Genomic DNA, 25197 nt, shown 5'->3' on the forward strand with positions numbered 1-25197 from the left:
ATGTTATCGCTCCTGTTTATGCAGCCAACATAAGCGCAACATCATTCACATGGCGAGGCATCTGCTCGGGTTGCTTCTGTTGAATTCCAAAACTTTCCCAATCGGCGGTAGCTTCTTCATATACTTCCCACTGCTTCTCGGTTTTCGGGTACTCGACAAGAGCCAAAATAGTAGTCTTATCAGGTGAAAGTTGGTGGATGACCCCACTACTACTCTGGACTGTTGCTCCGTTGTTACGGAGCTTGCCAATATTGTGGGCGAAGGCAATACCACGGTCCCTTAAATCAGCTGTTGGGGTTACAGCGAAAGAGAAAGCTCGGGTAAGTTCCTGGTAAGAATCGGCCAGGACTGCCAGATCAATCTTGGTTGAACCCCTATCCATCTGCACTATCGGTCCCTCAGTGAGCTTTTGGGCAACCACCGCATTGCTCTGGTACAAATCCTTGGCTTCGCTACGAATCTGAGTAACTCGGTGAGCAGCCCTCTGCTCAGGCTGCTTACGGGTTACCAGTCGGTCAAACAAGAACTCACAGAGCCACCGAGCGGATTCACCGGCAGCCGGGATCGGTGCATCAATACGTAAAATACCGTAGTTCTGGCGACGCAACCGTTCAATAAACGATCGAGCAGAAGAAGTGTGCGAGAGAGCAAAACCTTCTTGCTGGAGGGTGTAGAAGATGAGGTCGCTCTCAAGGTTTCTGAGCACTTGAGCAAACTCCTTACGCGGCCCCCCAATATCGGGGATTTCATCATAGCGTCGCACGACTTTGACGGCTAAATCTGTGGGATCCTGCCCAATAACAACGACCCCTACACCGACAGTATCCGGTCTAGCGGTGTCCGGTACGTATCTCAGCAACCAATAATGGTAGAGCATGCCTTCCCCCTCTCTAAGATTTTAGTATCCTCTGATAATACCTGAGCTTATCCAGTGCATAGGGGATACGGTCAGCATCGGTGGCATGACCTGTGCATCCTGCGGAGCTTATCCAGTGCATAGGGGATACGGCCTATTGCGTAGTGAACCATCTCGTTAACAGTCTGGGAATCGACTCCCCATTCATCTGGAATACAGTGGTGAATATGGTTCAGGGTCTTGGGGTCAAAATTCTCAAGAGTGCTGATAGCAGAGACCCAATGCTCCTGTGGAATAGGTTCGGGAAGTCGGGGAATCTGAGTCTTGCCTGCTGGGTCAGTTGCTGGTGCAAGGAATCGGTTAGCCTCATGGGAGCCGAACCAGTATCCCTGGTCTACCGAATATACGGAGTAGTCCTCGGTGATGCTATACATCATCTGGATATCCTCTGCGTTGCAGATATACCAAAGAGCAACTAGCCGAGGAAAGCGATGGTAGTTATCGTCCTTATCGACGTATCGTATGGGGTCGTCAATAATAACGTTCTCGACTTCTCTAGACCCAAAGAGAGGAAGCTCTGAGAAAACAGCTCCCTCAAAACGTCGGTTAGCGAGTTCCCTAGGAACATCAACAATAGCCCAATCACAAACCGGTGCACCGATAGCTTTGCCGATCTCTATAGAGATGATTTCGTTGACTGTAGTTTCCTTAGCCCCTGGCCCATCAAAGCTCTTGCACCAGTAGCGCTGTTCATCTGCTGTCAGACATAAGATTGGCTTTTCACCGGTATTGGCCACCTTCTGCGGGGCTACAACGTGGGTTCTATGAGGCTGGAACTCTGATATGCGGGCAGGTTTCCCAATCATACATATGCCTTTACATTGTACATCTAGCAAGCAAAATCTGATTAACAGTATGCCAAAGGGGTGAAGACAAAGGTGAGCTAGCAGAGGTCTGAGTAGGCCGTGTCTTTATACAGAGTGGCTTTGAAGTGTAACCCTTAGAAACTAATCAGGAAAGTCTCCTGGTAATTATACTAGGCAAGATCTATAAAATCTGTGGCGGGATCGTCCCCAGCATACGCTAGGAGTTCCCCAGCAGCTTTTCCAGTAGTCGTCTACGGGCGTGGCCGTCGTGCAGTATCGGCAGATCGGGGGGCCCCGTTCGAGTCAGGGCGGAAACCTGCTGCCCCATCTGCTCCAGCCCGTCCACAAACGTAAAGCCCGGCAGCCGGTGGCTCGGCTCCACCTGGAGGGGGTCGGGGTACTGGCGCAGCATGAAAGCTGTAACCCCGATCATTTGGCCTTCATCGGCGATGGAGGAAGTGTCGGTCACCGTGGCTACCGACCGGGACAGGGATTCGGCGAGCCCGGAGCCGAAAACCGCGGGCACGGGCAGGGACAGGCCGTCCAGTGCCTCCTCCATATTGGGGTGCACAAAAAATACCGGTTTCAGCGGCGAACCGACAGCTAGCAGGTCTCCCGGGATCCACGACGTCCAGTTCCTCACCCAATCCCGCGCCGGTCCCGGATCCCGCCGTAGTTCCGGCACCCAGGTGGGGGCAATGAGCAGAGTATCTCTCACCGGCTGCTGCCGCCTGAGCGCCAGCAGAGAATCTAGCCGGGGCATACCGGTCTGCCACACCTGCGGGCTGCTAAGCGTATAGTGGCTACCGTCGGCGACGATGCCGGCGGTCTCATCGTCGGTGCTGGTGACCATCGCGTCGATCCGGCGCGGGTTTAGCCACCGCCAAATTTGTTTGCGGGTGATACCGTGCTGAAGAAAAACCAGCCTCTGGTGCCTGTCCAGCTTGGTGAGCAGGGGGGCCAGCACTGTGTCGCTAATATCGCTCACCAGCAGAGTCTCGGCCCCGGCGAGGGCCTCCTTCATGTTCTGCCCGCGGTCGGAGTCCACCAGGGTGAAACCGTCGGCTGATAACCGCTCCCAGTCGCTGCTGCTGCGGCTGAGCGCGAACACGTGGTGGACCTCTGGTAACCGGTTGACCGCATAGCGGTAGAAAGCCTCGGCATTATCGCCGGCCCGGTGAGCCCTGTCCATGTAGAACCAGGTCCGTGCAGCGGGCTTCACCTGCCGGCGCTGTACCGGTGCTTTTTTCTGCCGGTGGCGTAGATGCCACAGGGCCCGGCGGATGTCACCGAGCGGGCCGGTGCCCCTACGCTGCACCGGGTCAGAAACTCTATGAACGGTCGTGCCTGCGCGGGCAGTTTCTTTTGTGGCCGGTAGCCGCGGTAGTCCCCGGTAGGGTGCCACCGTTATATCCTCCCCGTTGAGCCGCACCGTGGGGTGGTCGGCGCCCCGGGCCTCGAACCACAGGATTCGCTCGCGCACAAACTCGATATCGAACAGGGTGTGGCTCACCCACTTCTGGCTGGCCGGCACCGGGGCCCGGGGCCGGCCTATAAATTCTTCGCGGGGTATATCGCCCGTAAAAAAATAGGTGTACTTGCCGAGCCGGTGCCCGGTATGCCGGTAGGAGATCACCTGCCCGTTGAGGGGCACAGACCTGTCCCCGCGCGCAGCAGCGGCAAACATCATGCGCCGGTCAAGGCTGAGCGGGGTCAGCGCATAATCCTCTACCGCCACCCGATCGACAGCGGCAAGCACCCGCTCCACCAGTTCGGCACAGTGCCGGCGGGTCTGCCGGTCAAGAGCACGGGAGGGGTGGTGGACCTGTCGGTCCGCCTCCACATACCAGCAGAGCTCATAGAGCAGGCTATTCTGTAACCAGCGGGGGAGGGAACCACAAACCTGCCGGGCGGCCTCAATCCAGGGTAGATAAAGCTCGGTGAAAGGCAGACTGTACTTGCGCGGGTCAGCCCAGGCGGATACCGTTGCCGTGCCCGCATCCCCCACCCGGTAGCGGTAAACGGCAGAAGCCGAAAACCCCACGGTAAACCCCGGACACCGCGCAGAGAGAGCCAGCAGGTAGCGCACCATAAAATCGGCATCCTCGGACCAGGGCGTATCGGTATTCACCCGCACCCCCGACTCAACCAGCATACTGCGCCTTACCGCTGCGGCCGCCATCGAGTGTCCGATCATGTGCGGCTCATCGTCCGGGCGGATAACACGGCTACCGGAGGAAAAACGGAACCGCAGCGGGTGGTCGTCGAGCTCTTGTCCCCCGCACACCCGCAGGATCCGGGTGTGCACCAGCGCCAGCTCAGGGCCGGCCGTATCAATCAGATCCGCCAGTGCCTCCGTGTAGCCCGGCGCGTACTCGTCGTCTGCATCCAGAAAAAGCACCCAGTCGGCTCGGCACTCCCGCAAGCCCAGGTTGCGGGCGGCCCCCACCCCCGATGCCCGGGACCGAAGAACCCGCACCCGCTCGTGCTGCCGAGCCAGACTCCGGGCCACCTCCAGGGTTTTCTCACCGCCATCAACCACCACAAACACCCGCCGAACCAGCGGCGCCAGCGCTGATTCCACCGCGGCAGCGAGCGTGCGCTCGGCACGGGCGGCCGGTATTATCACATCAAAGCTAGTCACCGAGAATCACCCGCAGCCACAGGTCCGCCACCGTGTCAAAGTCAAAATGTCGGGCATAGCGCCGGGCCAGGGCAGACTGCTCGGCCCAGGTACCGTTTTGTACCGTGGCGTGAATAAAATCGGCGATTTCTTCCGGGGCAGAGAAAAGCCAGCGGGAACCAAAAATGTCGTCCACCCCCGGGCGGGGCAGAAACACCGGGACAGCGCCCGAAGCCATCCCCTCGGCGGCCGCCAGATGGAAGGTCTCCCGCTCGGAGAGGGAAAGGACCCACCCCACCCGGCTCAGCCAGGATTCCACATTGGCCCCCGGAGCCTCAAAAGCGATACTGTCTCTCAGCTGCTCATCGGCACCAATCCGGGTGTACAGTTGGCGGGCCGCATCCGCCTCGTCTGCGCGGGAGAACCAGAGCCAGTCGTGGGTGGTGGGGCCGCTACCGCGCAGGTGTAGAACATAGCGGTCATCGCGGTGCAGCAGCTGCCGCAGAATCTCCACCGCCACCTGCGGTCGCTTCAGCAGCGGGGTGTAGCCGAGCATCCCCAGATGAAACGGGGAACCGGCCATCTTCTGGCGCTCAAAAACCGCGGTGGACAGTGAGTTAGGGACCACCGTGATATTCTCCGGTGCAAGAGACAGCCGCTCGCCCACCTGCCGAGCGTAGAAAGACGAGACCGCCAGAACCTTCTCTACCGCATCGAGGTTGAGCCCCCCGATCCACCGGGCGTCCACCTCAAAACCGTGAAGGCGCACCAGCAGACGTTTACCCTCCCCCAGGTTCTGCGAGTACCAGACGGCGTTTCTACCCGCCCATTCACAGAGCACGACGTCCGCCCACCGGGCCTGCCGCTGCTGCTGGGGGGTGGGTGTGGCGCTGGCGAGATCCCAGTGCTGCAGCTGAACCTCAAAGCCGGGTAGCCGCCGCAGCATGGTCACGGTGTCGGCAATAAACCTGAAATCGTGGCTGGAGACCAGTACTCTACAGGGCCGCCCTGCTCCGGTGGGGCGCGGAAAAGCCCGGTTGCCCCGGTCTACTGCCGCGGATCCGGTACTGTTGAGGGCCGATGCCAGCCCCGCCAGGGTGTGGGTTCTGCCCGAGGCCCCGGCGGCGGAATACTCGAGGGCCGAGCGGGAAGGCTCATCGGAGACAAGCAGGGCGTCGGCGGTGCGCGCCAGGTCCTCCACGTGGGTGAGAGCAGAATCGTAGATCTTCCGGTGGGTGCCGGGTATATCGGGGAGGGCGGCGAGAAAGAGGGGCCGGGGAGTGGGGCGGGCGGGCCAGCTGGCGGCAAGCTCTACCCCCAGCGTGTAGCCGACCGTGATGACCGCGGCCACCTCTTCGCTGGCGAGTAGGGTGTCAAGCTGAGCAAGCGCTGTGCGGTGGTCCGCATACCGGGGTGCGGGGAGGAGGGTGCAGCCCAGGCCGGATAGCTGGGCGCGCAGCTGCCCGGTCATGGCCTCGATTGAGTCTTGGGCGGTACCGTTACCGCTGAGAACCAGTACCGGCTTCACGGCGCACCGCTTTGTTGCGCATAGCAGGTAAGACTGTGTAGCAGGGGTGAGGGCGCAGGAGCGTAGGGGTCGGTGGTGGGAACGGGACTGTCCGGTGAAAGCCGGGCCGGTAGAGCACCCCGAAGACGCTCTAGAGGGGTTGACAGGGTGAGAGAGGCTGCCCCTGAGGTATCTTGCCCGGGGTGGTTTTCGATCAGCAGGGGGGTCATCAGCTGTTCCCGTGCGGCGGCGACCAGGGTAAGAATTTCGTCCAGCAGGTGCTCACCGCCGGGTTCCAGGGCCCCGAACCAAACCCCGCGGTACAATGCCGCGGTTTCCACCACAAAAAAATGGCAGTCGTAGTGGCGCACCACGGCCTCAGCCCAGCCCGGAGACAGCGCAATCAGCTCTTGATTCTCGGCGGATAGGTGCTGGCGCAGGCGGGGGGTCACCGGGCCGCAGACTCGCGCCCGCCCCCACGACGGGGGAGCGGAAGAAAAATCACGGCCAAAGAGGAGGACCGCGGTATCCCGTGTTGCCGCCGGGCCCGGCAGCAGTCGGCCGGTCGTCACCGGGGTCTGGGCCTCACCAGTAGAAACATCATTAGAAACTGCGGACCCGGCACCTTTGCGGGCCCCGGCCCTAACAAAAGACCTCAACCGGCCGGCTACAAGAGACCTCGGGCCCCTCACCGCGGATCACCCTCTACGCCGGCAAATTTGCGCAGGGCGGTGAGCATCTCATCATAGACTTCCAGAGTGTAGTGGAAAGGCGCTAACCCCCACCGGTGCAGGGGCTCAGCAAACACGGGGAAATCGGTGAGATTGATGAGCCGGAAACCCTCGGCCGCCAGCGCGTCATAGTAGGGCCGGTAGATTTCGTTTGCCTCGGCCGCGGGCAGCCCCATGCTGGTCGGGGTCGGCTGCCCCGCCTCTGTCTCCCTCGCCCAGGGCACCTGAAAGACCACCGTTTTCTCAAACAGGCCCAGCTGCCTCAGCTGCCCGGCAAACTCCTTCAGCCGCTGTCGCCAGAGACCCACGTGGTCGTTACCGCCAAAAGAGAGAAAAGTCTGCCGCTGGGCCACCTCCTCAAGGGGGGTAGCCATCATGTCTATCGTGCGGGTAACCATCGCGCCATCGTCGAACAGGTAAGCACCAAAACGCTCATCGGTCAGATCGAGAACCACCAGATCAAGTCCGGCGGCAGCCTCCCGACTCAGCAGGTCAAGCGCGCACCCCTGCCAGTCTTCACGGGCCATCGTGTGCTGAAAATGTGAATCCAGACGAAAATCTCCCGGCCAATGGGAGCTGGCGTCGCGCCCTACCGAGAGCAGAGACTGCCGGGCCACATAGCGTCTGATCACAAACTCCTGCTCACCCGCCAGCTCAAACATATCCCGGGACACGCACGAACCATAGATAAAGGTGCGAACAGGTGTATTAGTCAGCGCACTGCCTCCTATCCTTCCTACAGAAACATCTAGAAGCTACATTAGTAGCTAAAGCCTAAAAGCACCTAGACCAGCAACTATGAGGATTCTTTCATGCCAACGGCCCGTCAGTTCCGCGATTCCGTAGCCTACCTCCGCCGGGCTGCCTGGCACCTCCGCACCGGGGGACTCAGCCAACTACGCGCCTTCACTACCCGCCACCACACCCTCAGCGGCGCAGACGCCCGCCCCACCGTCTCCACCACATCCCCCCTGGCCGCCCTCCTCTCACGCAGCAACACCGCCTCGGTGACCCTCGATTTCCCCCCGGCACAGCAGGAGGGCCTCAGGCCGGCACCGTTCGGCGACATCACGGTGGCGGTGATCCTTGACGATTTCTCAGCCCTGGCCTGGGGGCACGAGTTCACCACCGTGGAGCTTACCGCGGGCAACTGGCACAAAGAGCTGGCCGGCGGGGTAGACATGCTCCTGGTGGAGTCGGCCTGGGCGGGTAAAAACGGTAGCTGGCGGCACAAACTCACCGGAAGTCAGGCCCCGGCTGAGGAGCTGACGGCCCTGGTTACCTACTGCCGTCAGCGCGGTATCCCCACCGTCTTCTGGAATAAAGAAGACCCCCCGCACTTTGAAGATTTTCTAGCCACCGCGGCCCTCTTCGACACCGTGTTCACCTCAGACTCCCGCAAAGTGACCGAATACAGAAAACGCCTGGGACACTCGAGGGTGGGTGTCCTCCCCTTCGCCGCCCAAACGGCAATCCACAACCCGGTGCGCCCCGCACACGGTTTTCACGAAAGGGACGTGGCGTTTGCCGGCATGTACTTTGCCCACAAATACCCGGAGCGTCGCCAACAGATGGACCTGCTGCTGGGGGCCGCCCACCGCGCATTCCCTACCCCCGCCCCGGGCCGAGGTCTAGAAATCTTCTCCCGCTTTCTCGGTGATAACCCCAACTACCAGTTCCCCAAACCGCTGGCTGAACATGTGGTGGGCTCCCTGCCCTACACCAAGATGCTCACCGCCTATAAGGCATACAAGGTTTTTCTCAACGTCAATTCTGTGACCGACTCTCCCAGTATGTGCGCTCGCAGAATTTTTGAAATTACAGCCTCGGGAACACCGGTGGTCACCACAGATTCGGCGGCTATCGCACACTATTTCAGCCCCGACGAGGTGCCGGTGGTCACCGGCGACCGGCAGGCGCAGAACACCATTCGTGCCCTGGTTCTCTCTGACCAGCTCAATGACCGCACCGTCCACCTGGCCCAGCGAAAAATCTGGGGTAACCACACCTACACTCACCGGGCAGTCAGCCTGCTGGATTCCGCCGGGGTTTCTACGCGTCACGGTAGCCCCGGTGATCGGCTGACGCTACCCGCGGTGTCGGTGCTGGCGGCCAGCAACCGGCCGGGTCAGCTCAATCACCTGCTGGATACCGTGGCGGGTTTTACCGGGGTCGATGCGGAGCTTGTTTTACTAACCCACGGATATGAGGCTCCGGCGGGTCTGGCGGACCGGGTGGCGCAGACCGGCCTTGAACTGAGGCTGCTTTCGGCACCGGCGCAGATGCCGTTGGGCCGCTGCCTGAATCTGCTTGTTGACAACGCCTCCGGGCAGGTGCTCGCCAAGGTCGATGACGATGACCTCTACGGCCCCCACTATCTGCTCGACATGCTCTACGCGCTGCGCTACTCGGGGGCGGAGGTGGTGGGCAAACAGGCCCACTACATGCACCTGAGCTCGTCCGGGGCAACAATTTTGCGCAGCCCGGAACGCGAGCACCGGTGGACAGACTTCGTGGCGGGCCCCACCCTCACGGGTGCGCGGGAGGTTTTTACCGCCCACCCCTTTGAGCCGCTTGCCCGCGGTGAAGACACCGCCTTTCTGCGGGCGGTCTCTGCCGGTGGCGGCAGAATCTACTCCTGCGACCGCTTTAACTTTATACAGGTGCGCAGCGGCAACCCCGCGGCCCACGCCTGGGACATTAGCGACGGAGAGCTGCTGGCCGCATCACCGGTCAAATTTTTTGGGCGGGGCTCAGAACAGGTGATGTTTTAGCCGGCTACCCCTCTGCCACCGGGCCAAAACGGTCTGCCAGGGTGCGCGACCAGGCCGAGCGCAACGCCTCCAGCGGAATGCTGGCCTCCCCCTGAATCTCAATTGCTTCAGCCTGAGCATCAACCACACCGACGCGGGCGAAAGCAAAGTTGCGGGCGGTGCACATGTCCTTGAAACGCACCTCTTCGGAGCGCGGCACCGAGACAAGTACCCGGCCCAGGGACTCGGAGAAAAGCAGGGTGAAGATATCGAGCCCGTCGCGCTCGGCAACCTCTCCCAGCCCGATGCGGGCACCCACGTTAAAGCGCAGGCTGGCCTCGGCGAGGGCGGCGGCCAGACCGCCGCCGGAAATATCGTGGGCGGCGTCGATCATGCCGTCGCGCGAGAGATTCACCAGGATATCGGCGAGCTCTTTCTCCTGGTGCAGGTCAACCCTGGGGGGTGTCCCGCCCAGGTGGCCCCGGTAGCGGGCCCATTCTGAGCCGTCGAGTTCGTCGGCGGTGGTACCCAGCAGGTAGATGGCTTGCCCGTCGTGGTCCGGCTGCCAGCCCGAGGGGATACGGCGGGTGACATCGTCCATGACACCCAGTACGGCCACCACCGGGGTGGGGTTGATAGCCTTGCCCGAGGTCTGGTTGTAGAGTGAGACGTTACCGCCGGTGACCGGGATACCCAGCTCCATGCAGCCGTCGGCGATACCGCGTACCGCCTCCACAAACTGCCACATGATATCGGGGTCCTCGGGTGACCCAAAGTTGAGGCAGTCGGAGACCGCGGCCGGGCGGGCGCCCACGGTGGCGACGTTGCGGTAGGCCTCAGCCAGGGAGGCCCTGGCGCCCTCATAGGGGTCGAGGTAGGTGAAGCGGGGGTTGGCGTCGGTGGAGAGCGCCACCCCGGCCCCGGTCTCCTCGTCGACCCGGATCACACCTGCGTCATCGGGCATAGAGAGCGCGGTGTTGCCCTGAACATAGCGGTCGTACTGGTTGGTGATCCAGGATTTATCGCACATGTTTGCCGAGGCCATGAAGTCGATGATCGCCTCTGCCAGCTGGCTACCGCTGGGGCGGAAGCTGTCGGCGGCAGAACCGTTAAAACGGTGAGCTTGCAGGTCGTCCTGCCAGACGGGGCGGGAGTGGGGGCGGTTGTAGGTGGGTCCGTCGTGGGCCACGGTCTTGGGGTCGACGTCGACGATGACCTCGCCGTCCCACTCGATGATCAGTCTGCCGGTGTCGGTGACCTCGCCGAGAATCGAGTATTCGACCTCCCACTTGGCCATAATCTCCTCAAAACGGGGCAGGTTCTCGTCGGTCACTACCGCCATCATGCGTTCCTGGGATTCGGACATGAGGATTTCGCTGGGGGTGAGGGTGGGGTCGCGTAGGAGCACCTTGGTGAGATCGACGTGCATACCCCCTTCACCGTTGGAGGCCATTTCGGAGGTGGCGCAGGAGATGCCGGCGGCACCAAAATCTTGGATACCCTCAACCACCTGCCCCTTAAAAAGTTCCAGGCAGCATTCGATGAGGACCTTCTCGGTGAAGGGGTCTCCCACCTGCACGGCCGGGCGTTTGGAGGGCTTACTGCTGTCAAAAGATTCTGAGGCCAGCACGGAGGCCCCACCGATACCGTCGCCGCCGGTGCGGGCACCGAACATGATGACCTTGTTACCCACACCCGAGGCGTTTGCCAGCCGAATATCTTCGTGGCGCATAATGCCCACCGCCAGCGCGTTCACCAGCGGGTTGGCCCGATAACAGTCGTCGAACTCCACCTCACCGCCGATATTGGGCAGCCCCAGAGAGTTGCCGTAGCCGCCGATACCGGAGACAACACCGGGGAGCACGCGGGCGGTATCGGGGTGGTCGATAGCACCAAACCGCAGTGGGTCCATGACGGCCACGGGGCGGGCACCCATGGAGATGATGTCGCGCACGATGCCGCCCACCCCGGTGGCCGCACCCTGGTAGGGCTCCACGTAGGAGGGGTGGTTATGCGACTCGATTTTGAAGGTGACCGCCCAGCCCCCACCGATATTGATGACACCGGCATTTTCGCCGATACCCACCATGAGATCCTTCTTCATCTCCTCGGTGACTTTCTGGCCGAACTGTTTGAGGTGAATCTTGGAGGACTTGTATGAGCAGTGCTCGGACCACATCACCGAGTACATGGCCAGCTCGGCGGCGGTGGGCCGGCGGCCCAGAAGCTCCACAATGTCCTTGAACTCGTTTTCTTTGAGTCCGAGTTCTGCCCAGGGCAGCTCGGTGTCGGGGGTGGCTGCTGCGTGCTCAACGGTGTCCAGGTTGAACTGTTTTTCACTCATGTTTTTGGTGATCCTTCTTTTGGCCGGTACCGGCGCGGGGATTACTGTGCTTCGATAATGCTGTGGAGAAGCGAGGTGAAGATGCCCAGCCCGTCGGTTCCCCCGCGCAGGTCGGCGCTACCGGCACCCGAGGATGAGGGCCCAAACCCGGCCTCCGTGGCGTGTTCGGGGTGCGGCATGAGACCCACGACGTTGCCGCGGGCGTTGCTGATTCCGGCGATGTCGTTGCGGGAGCCGTTGGGGTTGAAGCCCGTGTAGCGGAAGACCACCCGGTTTTCTTCTTCAAGCTGCTGGAGGGTGTTGGTGTCGGCGACGTACTGGCCGTCCTGGTTTTTGAGCGGGACGACGATTTCGTCCCCGGCGTTGAACCCGCGGGTCCAGGGGGTTTGAGTGCTGTCGATGCGTAGCCGCTGGTCGCGGCAGATAAAGCGGCGGTGGTCATTTTTGATCATGGATCCCGGGAGCAGGTGGGATTCGGTGAGCACCTGAAAACCGTTGCAGATCCCCAGCACGGGGAGGGCGGTGGCGGCGGTGGCCGCCTCGATAATTTTGTGCATGAGTGCGGCCTTGGCGGCAATGGCCCCGGCGCGCAGGTAGTCACCGTAGGAGAAACCGCCGGGGATGATGACCGCGTCAATATTTTTGAGGTCGGCTTCGTTGTGCCACAGCGATACGGCGGTGCCGCCGGCTAGTCGGACAGCGCGGGCGGCGTCGCGGTCGTCCAGGGTGCCGGGGAAGGTCACCACACCCACGCGTACACTGCTGAGCGCGGAGTCCGGGCCGGTGGGGGAGAAGTCGCCGATCAGCGGCAGGTCGTGGCTGGCGAGGGACTCTACCATGCTATGCCTCCACCACGGAAATGTTGACCACGTCTTCGATCACGGGGTTAGACAGCAGCTCTTCAGCGGCTTGGCGGGCCTGGTCGACCAGCTGTTGGGTGACTTCACCTTCGACGGTGAGCTCGAAACGTTTTCCCTGGCGGACGTCGGTGAAATTGTTTAGGCCGATGCGGGGCAGTTCGTTGGCGATTGCTTTACCCTGGGGGTCAAGAATTTCTGGTTTGAGCATGACATCAACAACAATACGGGCCATGTGAGGGTACTCCTCGGTGTGTAAAAACTACAGTGAGCTGCTACCGATTCTAGCCCAGGTGGGCGTGCTGTAGTAGCCGGAATGCGGCGGGCGCGTTGGGTAGGGACATATGTGTGTCGGTGTCTAGGCTTGCGTCCAGGGGGTACCCGATGAGTCGTCGGAGTCGCTGAGGATGTACCTGTGCATGCCCGCTGCGTCAATCTTCCACTGGCCGTCTACCTCCACAAGGTGGTATTGGCTGCGGTCTGAGCCGGAGACACCCACAAAGCTATCATCGACCCAGATGTCGGAGATGAGGCCGCTTATCACCACGTGGGTGTTGTCGGTCTTTTTTACGGTGGTGTCGCTGGAGGAGGCGCGGAAATCTTTGTATGTGGAGGATTCCTCGTTGATGCCGACACTGGCTGAGGATAATCTCATGAAGAAAGCCACCTGCTTTTGGGGAGATAGGTCGGCGGAGTCGACGACGGCAAGGTAGGGGAGTTCTTCGCGCATCTGATCGATGAGAGCCTGCGCCGAGGCGGTTCCCATCTGGTCGGCGATATCTTCTATGGTTGTGGTGTCATCGACGGTGAAGTCTGAGGGTATGGCGGAGGCAATGGTGCGCAGGTAGGTGTCGCGGTGGGTCGAGGCTGCTTCCCCCTCTTCGTACATGCCGCTGAAGAGCTGGTTGACTACCGGAAGTGTTTTGTCGAGAATCTCGGAGTCTTGGCTGGATTTGCCACCCGAGCTTGACGAGGGCGAGGGGCTGGATGAAGTACCGGGGCTGGTGCGTGAACCCGGGGTGCTTTCTTGGGCGAAAGGGTCAACCTGTTCTTCCGCGCTAGTGCTAGTGCGGGTGTCGGTGCTGGTGTTTTCAGCGCCTAGCCCGCAGGCGGAGAGGGCGGTCAGGAGGCAGAGGGTCAGGGCGGTGGCTGACGCTTTGCGCATGGCGGTTCCTTACATGTCTGTGGTAGCGGTGAGAACAAAAATTTTGTACTCATCATGGCATACCCTTGCCCGCTGTCGCCGGAAATTTTTTGCTGGGGCGCCAAGATGAAGCGCCACAAAAATGGGGCTAGATTTTTGGTTTAATTTATGGCAGTAGCCTCTCGCCGGGGGCTGAGATGTCCGAATACTATCCGCTGTTTTTGGTGTTCACTAGGACAAATAATCTATGCTGGTGGGGTTGGTGAAAGGGGAGCGGGTAGGTGGCCGAGGGGCCTACCCGCCCCCAAATATTACGTTACGGTCGCCGTGCACTTTACCGGGATTCTTGGGCGGGCAGAGCGCGCTCAACGATTTCCAATAGCCGTTGCCGTATCTCGGTGCCGCGCCGGGCGAAGCCCCGCTGCATTCGCACATACTCGGCTTTGCCCTCGGGACTTTCCACCGGAACAGGGCTATAACCCCAGTCGGTGAGATCGTAGGGGGCTGCCCGCATGTCGAGTTCGCGCACTTCCCAGGCCAGCTCAAACGAGTCGAGTAGCAGCTGCGAGTCCACCAGCGGTAGCAGCTTGTAGGCCCACTTGTATATATCCATGGTGGCGTGGAGGCAGCCCGGTTGCTCAAACTGGGGCTGTTGTTCGCGTGTGGGCTTTAGCTCATTGAGCGGTACCGCCTGCGGCATGAAGAACCGGAAAGCGTCAAAATGCGAGCAGCGCAGGCGGTGGTTTTGCACCACCCGGTCGGTGCCTTCAGCCCCCAGCCGTAGGGTGAGGTAGTCGTGCCGGATACGGTTTTCTTCGGACCTGTAGGCCATCGCCCACTCGTGCATGCCGAAACAACCAAAAAATCCGGGTTTTTCGGCGGTACTGTGCAGGATCTGTCGGGTGTAGTCCAGCACCCGACCCCTATCCCGGCGGAAAGCGGCGGTGTCAACCGTGGTGGCATGACCGGCAGCTTTTCTCACCTGGCCGTCCGACAACCCCGCGGCGGCAAGTTCGGCGGTACTCGCCGCCCGGTAAAATTTCTGCTCCCGTAGTTGAGGGCAGTCCAGCAGGATCGTGCCGGCACCGGGGTGCCAGCGCCTCAGCTGGGCGGGTTTGAGCCTGTAGTAGGTGAACAGAAAATCCTCGACCGGGTGCTTGAGCCCGCGATGGCGCCGCTGCAGGTAGGGTTCGGTGTAGCGGCCGACCCGCTGGCTGTGGTCCTCGGCCGCTTTTTGCCACTGTTCGGCGGTGAGCACGCGAAAACCGGTATCGGGGGCGGGCACGGCAGAATCTGAGGGGGACTGCATCACCTAGCGGCCGGTACCGCCGTAGACGGTTGCCTCAGAGCCCGAGTCGAGGCCGAAGGCGGTGTGTACGGCCCGGACCGCCTCGTCGAGTTTATCCAGCTCGGTGATAACCGAGATGCGGATCTCGGAGGTGGAGATCATCTGCACGTTCACTCCCGCGCGTGATAGGGCGTCAAAGAACGTGAAGGAAACACCGGGGTTAGCCTTCATGCCGGCTCCCACCAGGGACAGTTTACCGATCTCCTCGGTGTACTGGATGTCATCAAAACCCAGCCTGTCCCGGGCTAGGGAGAGTGTGGAGACTGCCTTCTCGCCCTGCTCCTGCGGCAGTGTAAACGAAATATCCGTTACCTCCGGCCGGTCTGTTGAAACATTCTGCACAATCATGTCGAGGTTGATGTCGGCCTCGTTGAGCAGGCCAAACACCTGGGCGGCAGAGCCCGGAATATCGGGGACCCCAATCACCGTTACTTTAGCCTGGCTACGGTCGTGGGCCACACCGGAAATAAGCGGCTGTTCCAAAGGGATCTCCTTCATGTTGTTGGGCTTGAGGTCGTCAGAATTTTCGGGGACGATCACGGTTCCTTCCCGGGGGGAAAACGACGAGCGCACATGCAGTTTGAGGTTGAATCGGCGGGCGTATTCCACGGATCTCAGGTGCAGGATTTTTGATCCGCTGGCCGCCATCTCAAGCATGTCTTCGCTGGTGATCGTGTCAAGCTTCCGTGCCGAGGATACCACGCGCGGGTCGGCGGTGAATACGCCGTCAACATCGGAGTAGATTTCGCATACGTCGGCGTGCAGGGCGGCGGCTAGTGCCACCGCGGTGGTGTCGGAGCCACCCCGCCCCAGGGTGGTGATATCGCCGGTTTGCCGGTTCATCCCTTGAAAGCCGGCCACGATAGCTACCTCGCCCTCGTCCAGTGCGCGGCGGATACGCTGGGGGTTGACCTCAACCAGGCGGGCTGCGCCGTGCATGCCGTCGGTGATCATTCCCGCCTGGGAGCCGGTAAAGGATTTGGCGGTCACCCCTTCTTGCCGGTTGACGGCCATGGATAAAACGGCCATGGAGATACGTTCACCGGCGGTGAGCAGCATGTCGAGTTCGCGGGAGGGGGCTGCGCCGGGGCTGATTTCTGCGGCAAGGTCTAGCAGGTCGTCGGTGGTGTCGCCCATGGCGGAGACAACCACCACCAGGTCGTTACCCTCCCGGCGTGTCTGCGCAATACGGTGGGCAACCCGGTTGATCCCTTCGGCATCGGCAACAGATGACCCGCCGAATTTTTGCACGATAAGACTCATTGAACTACTCCAGTCAGAATCAATAGGTACCAGATCTCCAGCAGGATTTATAGTACGCCAGGGCGGGGGCCCGCGGCGATATCGAGCTCACCAGGTGGTATTGCTACAAATGTTACGCAGTGTTACAGGCCGAATGTAAGAAAACAGGTCGCTAGCCCCTAGACCCAGGGGTTGACGTATTTTTTGCCGGGGATAGGGGGCGGCTCTGGTACCGCCGTGCGCAGCGGGGCCTTGTGCAATTCTTCCAGTTTCTGCCGGTAACTGGCGCGGGGGTCAGCTTCTTCACCGTCAGCTACCTCAGCTTCGTCCCGGGCCTCAACGACGCTCCGGGGTCCCTCGGTGTCGTCTATCTCCCCAAACATTGACCCCGACCACCGTTTCGCGGGCTCAACCTGCCGGTTCTGTTGCTCGTCTGCTCGGGCGGCCGACTCGTCTTCCAGCGCCTGCTCAAACTGCTCGGCATCGCGGGTCTGATCATCCAGGTTACCGGCAGAAATAATCTGCCTCCCCTCCAAGGCACGGCCCAGGGTAATCTCATCAGCATACTCAAGGTCACCACCCACAGGAAGCCCGGAGGCCAACCGGGAAACCCGGATACCCAGAGGCACCAGCAACCGAGAAATATAGGTGGAGGTCGCCTCCCCCTCCAGGTTCGGATCCATAGCAAGAATAATCTCCTGCACACGCTCATCGGAGAGACGAGCCACCAGTTCGCGGATACGCAGCTGGTCAGGGCCCACCCCGGCCAGGGGATTAACAGCCCCACCCAACACATGGTAGCGCCCGCCAAAAGAGCGGGTGCGTTCCAGCGCCACCACATCTTTCGACTCCTCCACCACACAAATCACCGAGGCATCGCGCCGGTCATCACGGCAGATCGCGCAGAGACTATCCTGAGAAACATTGCCGCAGACCTCACAGAAACTTACACTGTGCTTGACCGTGGAGATCGCGTCGGTAAGCTTTACCATCTCCTCCGCATCGGCGTTGAGAATATAAAATGCAATGCGCTGGGCAGACTTGGGGCCGATACCGGGAAGCCTCCCCAGCTCGTCAATGAGGTTCTGCACCGCTGCATCGTACACGTTTTACTCCTTACATCGCGGCGGTTACCTGCCGTGAGATTGCTCTTCAATCACTACCCCGCCCAGAACTTTCTCGACCGCCTCCCGACCAATGAGCACCGAGGACTCAAGGGCTTCATCGTCATCGGAAATACTTATATCTTCGGGTGCCGCAGCCGGCTCTTCCCGCGGTACGGCCTGCTGGCCGGTGCGGGCGGCCTCAAGCTGGGCGGCAAAGCGCTCGCGGAACCTGGCCCCGGGCTGGGCGGACGGTGCCGGGGGCTCAGTTTCCGTTTCCGGTGCAGCGGCCGGTGGGGTGATTTCTGCTTCCGACGCCGGTGCGGCGGGGGCATCACCCGGTACCTGTTCAACCGGGGTCACCGGGACCTCGGGGCGCCGCCACCGGTCCGATGCCGGGTGGTGATCCCGCGACCGCCCCTGTTTATCCTCCGGAGATGTGTCCCCGCGGACCACGCGCAGCTGCGGGGGCTGCTCCGCGGTATCCGGTGGCGGCGGTGTGTACTGGGTTCGGGCCGTTTCTGTCTCTGCCCCGGTCTCTACCGGGGATTGCGGGTCTGCCACACCGGAGCCGTCCGGCCGGTTGTCATCGGACCCCGACGGAATAGGGGCAACCTCCCAGTCGGTCACCGGATTATTCCAGTCGTCAGTGCTCCACTGCGGGGCCGCCTCTGAGAGGGGCTGTCCGTGGGCCTGCCACGCCCGGTCCCCGCCGCGGGGCCCGTCGGCCAGAGGGGGACGCCCGGCCGGTGACTCCCAACCCGGCCGGTGCTGGGTTCCCTGCTGTCCTCCGCCGGGATTTTCCGCTGACGTGAAAGGCTCCCGCTGCCCCCGATCCCCGGTGCCGCTGGCGGTCGACTGCGCCGGTTTCGCCACCTCGGCGTGAACATCAACATTGAGCTGTAGTACCTCGGCCAGGGCAGTTTTCAGCTGGGCAATATACTCTTTGACTTGACGCAGCGTATTAATATCGGAGCGGATATAGAGGGCACCATTTTCAACCTTGGAAGGCTCGCAACGCGCAAATCCACTGCGTGCCGGCGGCGACTGCACCCGGTCAATAATGTCTGCCCAGGCATTGCGTACCGTCAGAAGCGTATTCTGTCCGGGCTGGTGTGCGGGTGACCCCGCCGCGGGTGCCGGGGTAGCTGTACCTTCCGGGTGTCCAGTCCGCTGCGATGTCGCCGGAGACTGGCCGACGGCTGGCCGGTGCCCCTCATCCTGTGGCGGGGAGGCCGGTGTTTCCGGCCCCCGGGCAGCGGCGGACTGCCGGTTATCGGCGAGCTGCTGATTCTCGGTGGGCCGGGGCCGTAGATGGGCCAGAGGTGCGCCTCCCTCGGGGCTGGTGGCCGGCGCGGAAACATTCCCCCGGTCCGGGTCACTCCTCTGCCCGGTCTCGGGCCTATCCGCCGGTATCCCCGCGGGGGCCCTGTGCTCTAGCCGGTCTAACCGCGCACCCAGGCCGCCCAAGGTCTTGTCAGCTGCCGGCAGCAGAATCCGCGCGCACAGTAACTCAAGGTGCAACTGGGGAGAGGTCGCCCCGGCCATTTCGTTGAGCGCGGTATTGGTGGTGTCTGCCGCCCGAGAGAGTTCAGCGGCACCAAAAGCCTCTGCCTGCCTTCGCAAACGTGCCAGCTGGTCCCCGCTCATCGCCCGTAGGATAGCCGGTGCGGCATCGGGTACAGCCTGCACAATAATGAGATCGCGGAAACGTTCGAGGAGGTCTTCTACAAAACGCCGCGGGTCCTGTCCGGTTTGGATAACACGGTCAACGGCAGAAAAAACGCTGGCCGCCTCACCCGAGGCAAATGCCTCAACCACGCCGTCGAGCAACTCACCGTGGGTAAACCCCAGCAGCGCCACCGCAAGGTTATAGGAGATAGTGCCGTTCTCCGACCCGGCCATGAGCTGGTCCAGCACCGACAGGCAGTCACGCACCGAGCCTCCGCCGGCGCGCACCACCAGGGATAGCACACCGTCCTCAACGGTCACACCCTCCCACTGACAAATCTTCTGTAGGTAGGCGTGCAGAGTATCGGGCGGAACCAGCCGAAAGGGGTAGTGGTGGGTTCGTGAACGGATGGTTCCCAGAACCTTGTTGGGCTCGGTGGTGGCAAAGATAAACTTGATATGCTCGGGCGGTTCTTCAACAATTTTCAGGAGCGCGTTGAAGCCCTCCCGGGTTACCATGTGGGCCTCGTCAATAATAAAAATTTTGAAACGGTCGCGCACGGGGGCGAAGGTTGCCCGCTCCCGCAGGTCACGGGCATGGTCCACGCCGCCGTGGGAGGCAGCATCCATCTCGATGACGTCGAGGGAACCGCCGCCGTCGCGGGAGAGCTCGCGGCAGGAATCGCAGGTGCCGCAGGGGGTGGGGGTGGGCCCCTGTGCACAGTTGAGGCAGCGGGCCAGAATGCGGGCGGATGTTGTTTTGCCGCAGCCGCGCGGGCCCGAAAACAGGTAGGCGTGATTGACACGGTCGTGTTTGAGAGCGGTCATCAGTGGCTCGGTGACATGCTCCTGCCCGATGACATCGGCAAACGTTTCCGGGCGGTAGCGACGATAAAGTGCAGTACTCACAGCTCAACCCTATACGTTCGTGTGGTGGATACGGAATTGTGAACAGTCTACCGGGGGTAAACCGGCACACGAAGGGTGTTTTCTATCGGCGAGAGAACAGGGTAAGAGGGAAGAAAAGACCCCTTACGCACCCGTTAGAGCCCGGATACCCTTGCTGCCTTCCGGCCCTGGGGGAGTTCTCCAAGATAACGCCACGTAAGGGGCGTATAAAAGAATACAGCACAGCCTTATGGCTGGCAAACCCTCATAGGTTAGAGGAGGGCCTGCACCATCTGTTTGCCCAGCTCGTTGGAGGCCAGCGGGCTGTCTCCGGTCAGTAGGTTGCGGTCCCGGTGGACCTGCCCGGTCATGGAGTCGTTGATTACCTCAAGGCCGTCGGCGGTGAGGGCTTCCCCCAGCGCCCAGGGCATAACCCCGGGAATGTAGCCGATGTCGATGTTTGCCCCGGCGTCGAGGGTGTCGGGGAAAGCGCAGATCTGGTAGCCGGCGAAGGGGGACTTTTCCCTCCCCAGGGAGCCGGCGAGCAGGGCTGCTGGCCCGTGGCAGAGGGAAACGATCAGGCGGTCCTGGGCCAGGGCCCAGTCGAGTGCCGTCTGCACGTCGGCTGATTCGGGGATGGTGAGCATGGCGCCGTGTCCACCGGGGACAAAAACGGCGGCGTAGTCGCTGGAGGAGTCGAGGGTGGCGACAATGTCGCTGAGACGCTTGGGTGTTTTAAAGCTGTCTTTGAGGGTTTCCCAGGCGCCGGTGACCGCGGTGTCCTCGTGCGGGTAGGCCCACCACTCAAATTTTGCCGGTGCCCCGGTGAGGGTGGCAACCTCTACGGTAAAGCCGGCCTGAAGCACATGGTAGATGGGTAGCAGGGTTTCTACCGGGTGGTTGCCGGTGGAGAACATGGTGCCGTTTTGCATAAGCATGTAGCGCTCTTCGGTGCAGATGACCAGGATTTTTTTACCCGACCCTGCCGGTGCGGTGTGGACTACACCGTCGAAGTCGGTTTTGCTGGCGGTGTACTGGCTGAGCGAGTAGGGGGAGGGGAAGAAGGCTGCGTCTTCTGCGGGATCGGCTGTTGGTGTGCGGGAGAGGTCTTGTGAGGTCAAGGGTGAGTCCTTATGGTAGTTTGTCTTGTTTTCGCTAGTCGGGCTGTCCGAATAGTCTTCCCATGATAGAAGCCGTGTCCGCAGGTTGGCCAGTCTTGTGGTGTATCTCTCCGGTGCTGGGAAACGGTGAAATTGCTATGGGTCAAGCCGATGGGATAGAATCGTTTCTGCTGTCTTTCGTGATACCAATGTTTGGTGTGGGCAGTATCGAGGAGGATTCGCCTAGCGGCCTATGGCGCACGCCTGGAACGCGTGTTGGGTTCACGCCCTCGGGGGTTCAAATCCCCCATCCTCCGCGCAAAAATTAGGTCTCCCATCCCTGCTGGGGTGGGGGATTTTTTTGTTTAACTTTGTTGCCTCGACTTCCTACTTTTCGTCCCATATCCTGGGAAATAACCTGGGATCTGGGACGAAAAGTAGGAAGTCGAGAACGGCACAGGTGAGGGTGGCGCATAGAAAACCCCGGAAGCGCTGGGCTCCCGGGGTGGGTGCGGAGACGGGGGGATTTGAACCCCCGGTCGGGGAACCCCGACCCTTCATTAGCAGTGAAGTCCATTCGGCCGCTCTGGCACGTCTCCAATCCTGTCTTTGGCCGGCTCGTCAATGGCGGGCCGCAAGACAGTATTCACCATAGTAGCCGGTTCTTATGGCGAGGTCAAAGCAGGATGGGACTGCGGGGGAGAGGGGGAGCCCCTGTAACATTTTGTAATAATCCGACACGGCCCCGGAGGAGAACCACAAAAATAGGGGACATGTAAACCCGGGTATTACAAGCATCTACCTAACGGTGTCCCTATAAGTAATGACATGTTATTTCTAGCTTTTTGAAGTGTTGATGATGCTCAATAGGTTAACAAGAACATCGACAGGCTAAGGACATGAGGGCATGGCTGATATTCTTCAATTCGACTATGATCTGCTGCAAAGCTTTATCGATAATTTCAAAAACTGTGCAACCACGATGGAAAATTTTAACCGTTCTCTGGCTCCTCCGGTGAGTGTGGCAGGCACATGCTTGTCATGGGTTCCCGTTTCCTTGCCTTTCGTCCGGATCGATAGTAGGTCGGGTGTGGGCGGGGTCTGTGTGCACGAGAGGTGTGAGAGTACATGAAAAGAGTCCCCGGGGGAACACCCGGGGACTCTGTGCGGCGGATGGTAAGGGATTTGAACCCTTGAGACGGGGTTACCGCCTACTGGTTTTCAAGACCAGCTCCTTAGGCCGCTCGGACAACCATCCGGGAAAGACTCTACTGGATGCCCTCTCGCTTTGCAAAACCGCGGCGGGGTAGAGTGCTCTAGACCATGATGTCGCCCGGGGTAGGCGGCGGTAGCCTCGCCGCCGGGCTGGATCCACCCGTAAGCCGCCCTACCTGTAGGGCGGAGAAAAGCCGAACCGGGGAGCGATAAAACCGGGGTTTGTGTCTGCTCCACCCACTGCTTCATAAAACATCTTTTTCGGTGATAGGCCCGGTCACGCTGTGATCTCCCTAAAAATATAGATATGTTGGATGAGACACATACACTATTTTTCTCTAGGACACACACTATGAGTGAAACCGTACAGGCCGCGGAGCCTGCAGAAGACAGCCGTCCACCGGCATACGTTGACCCCGAGGTGCTTGAGGCCGAACACCGCACCTGGACCCCCAAAAAAATAGCGCTATGGGTGGCCATATCGCTGCTGGGTGCGGTGAGCTGGTGGATGCTGGCCATCGTGCGTGGCGAAACCGTCAACGGTATCTGGTTTGTTTTTGCTGCCGTCTGCTCCTACCTGATCGGCTACCGATTCTACTCGCGCTACATTGAGGCCAAGCTGACCCAGCCCGATGACCGCCGGGCAACCCCGGCCGAATACGATGCCGACGGTAAAGACTACGCCGCCACCGACCGCCGAGTCCTCTACGGCCACCACTTTGCGGCTATTGCCGGAGCCGGCCCACTGGTTGGCCCTGTGCTTGCCGCCCAGATGGGTTTTCTACCGGGCACGATCTGGATTATTGTGGGCGTTATTTTTGCCGGTGCGGTACAGGACTATCTGGTGCTTTTCTTCTCCATGCGCCGCGGCGGGCGTTCACTGGGCCAGATGGCCAAGGAAGAGCTGGGAACCGTGGGTGGCTACGCGGCAATCCTTGCAACTCTGGCGATCATGATCATTATTACCGCTATCCTCGCCCTGGTGGTGGTAAACGCCCTGGGTGAATCCCCCTGGGGTGTGTTCTCGGTGGGCATGACCATCCCGATCGCCCTGTTTATGGGTGTTTATCTGCGTTACATTCGCCCCGGAAAGGTGGGCGAGGTTTCACTGATTGGTTTTGTGCTGTTGATGGTGGCCATTATCGCCGGTGGCTGGGTTGCCGACACCTCCTGGGGTGTGGAGTATTTGACTCTTGACCGGGTGACACTGGCCTGGGCCGTGATTATTTACGGTTTTATTGCCGCGATTTTGCCGGTGTGGCTACTGCTGGCGCCGCGTGACTACCTGTCAACCTTCATGAAGGTGGGAACCATTGTTCTGCTGGCGGTGGGTATTGTTGTGGTGCGCCCGGAAATTTCTGTTCCGGCCTTCTCCGAGTTCGCTTCGCGGGCAGACGGCCCGGTCTGGTCGGGTTCCCTTTTCCCCTTCCTTTTTGTGACCATTGCCTGCGGTGCCCTATCGGGCTTCCACGCTCTGATCGCCTCGGGCACCACACCCAAGATGGTGGAGAAGGAGCGGCAGGTTCGTTTTATCGGCTACGGCGGTATGCTCATGGAGTCCTTTGTGGCGATCATGGCGCTGGTGGCTGCGATTACCGTTGACCGCGGTATTTATTTCGCCATGAACTCGGGCGCCGGTGCTACCGGTGGCACGGTTGAGGGCGCGGTTGCCTTTGTGAATTCGCTGGGTCTTGCCGGTGTCAATGTCACACCCGAGCTTCTGAGTGAGACCGCCGCGAACGTGGGCGAACACAGCATTGTTTCGCGAACCGGCGGTGCCCCCACCCTGGCGGTGGGCATGGCGGGCATCATGCACAATATGATGCCGGCTTTTGATCTGATGAGCTTCTGGTACCACTTTGCCATTATGTTTGAGGCGCTCTTTATTCTGACCGCCGTTGACGCCGGCACCAGGGTTGCCCGCTTTATGCTGTCAGATACCCTGGGCAATTTCTTCCCCCGTTTCCGTGACCATAACTGGAGGCCGGGTGCCTGGATCACCACGGCTGTGATGGTTGCCGGCTGGGGCGGTATTCTGATTCTGGGTGTAACAGACCCGCTGGGCGGTATCAACACCTTCTACCCGCTCTTTGGTATTGCCAACCAGCTGCTGGCCGCTGTTGCCCTTGCCGTGTGCCTGGCGATTGCGGCGAATAAGCGCAAGTTTAGGTATCTGTGGATTATTGCGGTACCGCTTGCCTTTGACCTGGTGGTCACGGTGGTGGGCTCCTGGCAGAAGATTTTTAGTTCTGACCCCAAGGTGGGTTACTGGGCTAACCACAGCGCCTACAGGCAGGCCCTCGAGTCCGGTGCCGAGAGTTTTCAGGCGGCCCAATCACCCCAGGCGATTGAGGCAGTGGTGCGCAATACCTTTGTGCAGGGTAGTCTCTCGATCGTGTTTGTGGTGCTCACCCTGGTTGTGGTGGTGATGGCGGTCGTTGAGGTGGTTCGTGCCTGGCGCGGGCACCAGGGCCACTCGCACGAGAACCCCTATATTGAGTCGAAGATTTATGCCCCGGCCGGTTTGGTGGCCACTCCCGCAGAGCGTGATGTGGAGAAAGAGTGGCGGAAGTTCTACGAGGAGCACCCCGAGGAGCTCGCCGGCTCTTCCGGACACGGCGGGCACTGACAGGTACCGGACGGGCTGCTCTGCGCACCCGTTTGGGTGAGATGAAAGGTTATTGACTGTGGTGACTACCCTGAAAAGATTTTTCACCGGGTTAACCTGGTATGCGCGCGGTGTGCTGGGTGCTGATAAATATCAGAAGTATCTTGCCCACCACCGGCAGAGCGGGTCTCAGGAGCCGCCCATGACAGAGCGGCAGTTCTGGCGGGACTACACTGACCGTATGGAGAAGAACCCCGGTAGTCGCTGCTGCTGATAGCCAAAAAATCTTCGTGAGGGGCGGGCCTAGGCCCGCCCCTCACAAATGCCCGGATCATGCCACC

At 60.8% G+C, this 25197-nt stretch carries 18 protein-coding genes, 3 tRNA genes and 1 other RNA gene; 4 read left to right on the top strand and 18 right to left on the bottom strand.

Annotated elements, in window-relative coordinates; genetic code table 11:
• Nucleotides 1-16: 16 nt before the first annotated feature.
• The 6 genes from ACS1BR_RS04900 to ACS1BR_RS04925 all read right to left on the bottom strand — a co-directional run bounded on the left by ACS1BR_RS04900 (nt 17) and on the right by ACS1BR_RS04925 (nt 7314).
• Nucleotides 17-877 carry a hypothetical protein gene (locus ACS1BR_RS04900; protein ID WP_463560617.1) on the bottom strand — a complete coding sequence of 287 codons (861 nt, stop codon included), beginning with the start codon at nt 875-877 and terminating at the stop codon, nt 17-19.
• A gap of 71 nt (nt 878-948) precedes the next feature.
• Nucleotides 949-1722, bottom strand: coding sequence for a HipA family kinase (locus ACS1BR_RS04905; RefSeq protein WP_463560618.1), 774 nt, complete (start codon nt 1720-1722; stop codon nt 949-951).
• Between the two features lie 217 nt (nt 1723-1939).
• Nucleotides 1940-4366, bottom strand: a complete 2427-nt coding sequence (locus ACS1BR_RS04910) for a bifunctional glycosyltransferase/CDP-glycerol:glycerophosphate glycerophosphotransferase (RefSeq protein ID WP_463560620.1) — start codon at nt 4364-4366, stop codon at nt 1940-1942.
• Nucleotides 4359-5873: a glycosyltransferase family protein gene (locus ACS1BR_RS04915; RefSeq protein WP_463560622.1), complete on the bottom strand. Its 1515-nt coding sequence runs from the start codon at nt 5871-5873 to the stop codon at nt 4359-4361. The genes ACS1BR_RS04910 and ACS1BR_RS04915 overlap by 8 nt, the downstream gene beginning before the upstream one ends.
• On the bottom strand, nt 5870-6511 hold the full coding sequence (locus ACS1BR_RS04920; RefSeq protein ID WP_463560624.1) for a hypothetical protein: 642 nt from the start codon (nt 6509-6511) through the stop codon (nt 5870-5872). Before ACS1BR_RS04920 ends, ACS1BR_RS04915 begins: the two co-directional genes overlap by 4 nt.
• A 29-nt stretch (nt 6512-6540) precedes the next feature.
• Complete coding sequence (locus ACS1BR_RS04925) at nt 6541-7314, bottom strand: DUF6270 domain-containing protein (RefSeq protein WP_463560762.1); 774 nt, start codon at nt 7312-7314, stop codon at nt 6541-6543.
• An 81-nt stretch (nt 7315-7395) separates the two neighbouring features.
• Here ACS1BR_RS04925 and ACS1BR_RS04930 point away from each other — a divergent pair, with 81 nt between their 5' ends.
• Nucleotides 7396-9357 carry a glycosyltransferase family protein gene (locus ACS1BR_RS04930; protein ID WP_463560626.1) on the top strand — a complete coding sequence of 654 codons (1962 nt, stop codon included), beginning with the start codon at nt 7396-7398 and terminating at the stop codon, nt 9355-9357.
• A 4-nt stretch (nt 9358-9361) separates the two neighbouring features.
• Here the strand turns inward: ACS1BR_RS04930 and purL are convergent, their stop codons facing one another.
• The 10 genes from purL to hchA all read right to left on the bottom strand — a co-directional run bounded on the left by purL (nt 9362) and on the right by hchA (nt 21054).
• On the bottom strand, nt 9362-11680 hold the full coding sequence (gene purL, locus ACS1BR_RS04935; RefSeq protein WP_463560628.1) for a phosphoribosylformylglycinamidine synthase subunit PurL: 2319 nt from the start codon (nt 11678-11680) through the stop codon (nt 9362-9364).
• Nucleotides 11681-11721: 41 nt separating this feature from the next.
• On the bottom strand, nt 11722-12519 hold the full coding sequence (purQ, locus tag ACS1BR_RS04940; RefSeq protein WP_463560630.1) for a phosphoribosylformylglycinamidine synthase subunit PurQ: 798 nt from the start codon (nt 12517-12519) through the stop codon (nt 11722-11724).
• A 1-nt stretch (nt 12520) separates the two neighbouring features.
• Nucleotides 12521-12772, bottom strand: a complete 252-nt coding sequence (gene purS / locus ACS1BR_RS04945; protein WP_463560632.1) for a phosphoribosylformylglycinamidine synthase subunit PurS — start codon at nt 12770-12772, stop codon at nt 12521-12523.
• Between the two features lie 123 nt (nt 12773-12895).
• Nucleotides 12896-13702, bottom strand: coding sequence for a hypothetical protein (locus ACS1BR_RS04950; protein WP_463560634.1), 807 nt, complete (start codon nt 13700-13702; stop codon nt 12896-12898).
• Between the two features lie 313 nt (nt 13703-14015).
• On the bottom strand, nt 14016-14990 hold the full coding sequence (locus ACS1BR_RS04955; RefSeq protein WP_463560764.1) for a 3-methyladenine DNA glycosylase: 975 nt from the start codon (nt 14988-14990) through the stop codon (nt 14016-14018).
• A gap of 3 nt (nt 14991-14993) precedes the next feature.
• Complete coding sequence (locus ACS1BR_RS04960; RefSeq protein WP_463560636.1) at nt 14994-16292, bottom strand: aspartate kinase; 1299 nt, start codon at nt 16290-16292, stop codon at nt 14994-14996.
• Nucleotides 16293-16450: 158 nt separating this feature from the next.
• Nucleotides 16451-17377 (bottom strand): recombination mediator RecR, encoded by a 927-nt coding sequence (gene recR / locus ACS1BR_RS04965; RefSeq protein WP_463560638.1) that lies wholly within the window; start codon nt 17375-17377, stop codon nt 16451-16453.
• A gap of 24 nt (nt 17378-17401) precedes the next feature.
• The gene (locus ACS1BR_RS04970) at nt 17402-19954 is read right to left on the bottom strand and encodes a DNA polymerase III subunit gamma and tau (protein ID WP_463560640.1); all 2553 of its coding nucleotides are present in this window, start codon (nt 19952-19954) and stop codon (nt 17402-17404) included.
• Between the two features lie 112 nt (nt 19955-20066).
• An RNA gene (gene ffs, locus ACS1BR_RS04975) (signal recognition particle sRNA small type) lies at nt 20067-20161 on the bottom strand.
• Between the two features lie 44 nt (nt 20162-20205).
• Nucleotides 20206-21054: a glyoxalase III HchA gene (gene hchA, locus ACS1BR_RS04980; protein ID WP_463560642.1), complete on the bottom strand. Its 849-nt coding sequence runs from the start codon at nt 21052-21054 to the stop codon at nt 20206-20208.
• Nucleotides 21055-21265: 211 nt separating this feature from the next.
• On the opposite strand from hchA, the gene ACS1BR_RS04985 reads away from it, so the two are divergent.
• A tRNA-Ser gene (locus ACS1BR_RS04985) sits at nt 21266-21350 on the top strand.
• Between the two features lie 195 nt (nt 21351-21545).
• Here ACS1BR_RS04985 and ACS1BR_RS04990 read toward each other — a convergent pair.
• Nucleotides 21546-21632, bottom strand: a tRNA-Ser gene (locus tag ACS1BR_RS04990).
• Between the two features lie 571 nt (nt 21633-22203).
• A tRNA-Ser gene (locus ACS1BR_RS04995) sits at nt 22204-22291 on the bottom strand.
• A 309-nt stretch (nt 22292-22600) separates the two neighbouring features.
• On the opposite strand from ACS1BR_RS04995, the gene ACS1BR_RS05000 reads away from it, so the two are divergent.
• Complete coding sequence (locus ACS1BR_RS05000; protein WP_463560644.1) at nt 22601-24877, top strand: carbon starvation CstA family protein; 2277 nt, start codon at nt 22601-22603, stop codon at nt 24875-24877.
• A gap of 61 nt (nt 24878-24938) precedes the next feature.
• A complete protein-coding gene (locus ACS1BR_RS05005) occupies nt 24939-25130 on the top strand; it encodes a YbdD/YjiX family protein (protein WP_463560647.1) in 192 nt (63 codons plus the stop codon).
• Nucleotides 25131-25197: the final 67 nt, after the last annotated feature.

This window comes from Rothia sp. 18CD1-1 (assembly GCF_055285355.1).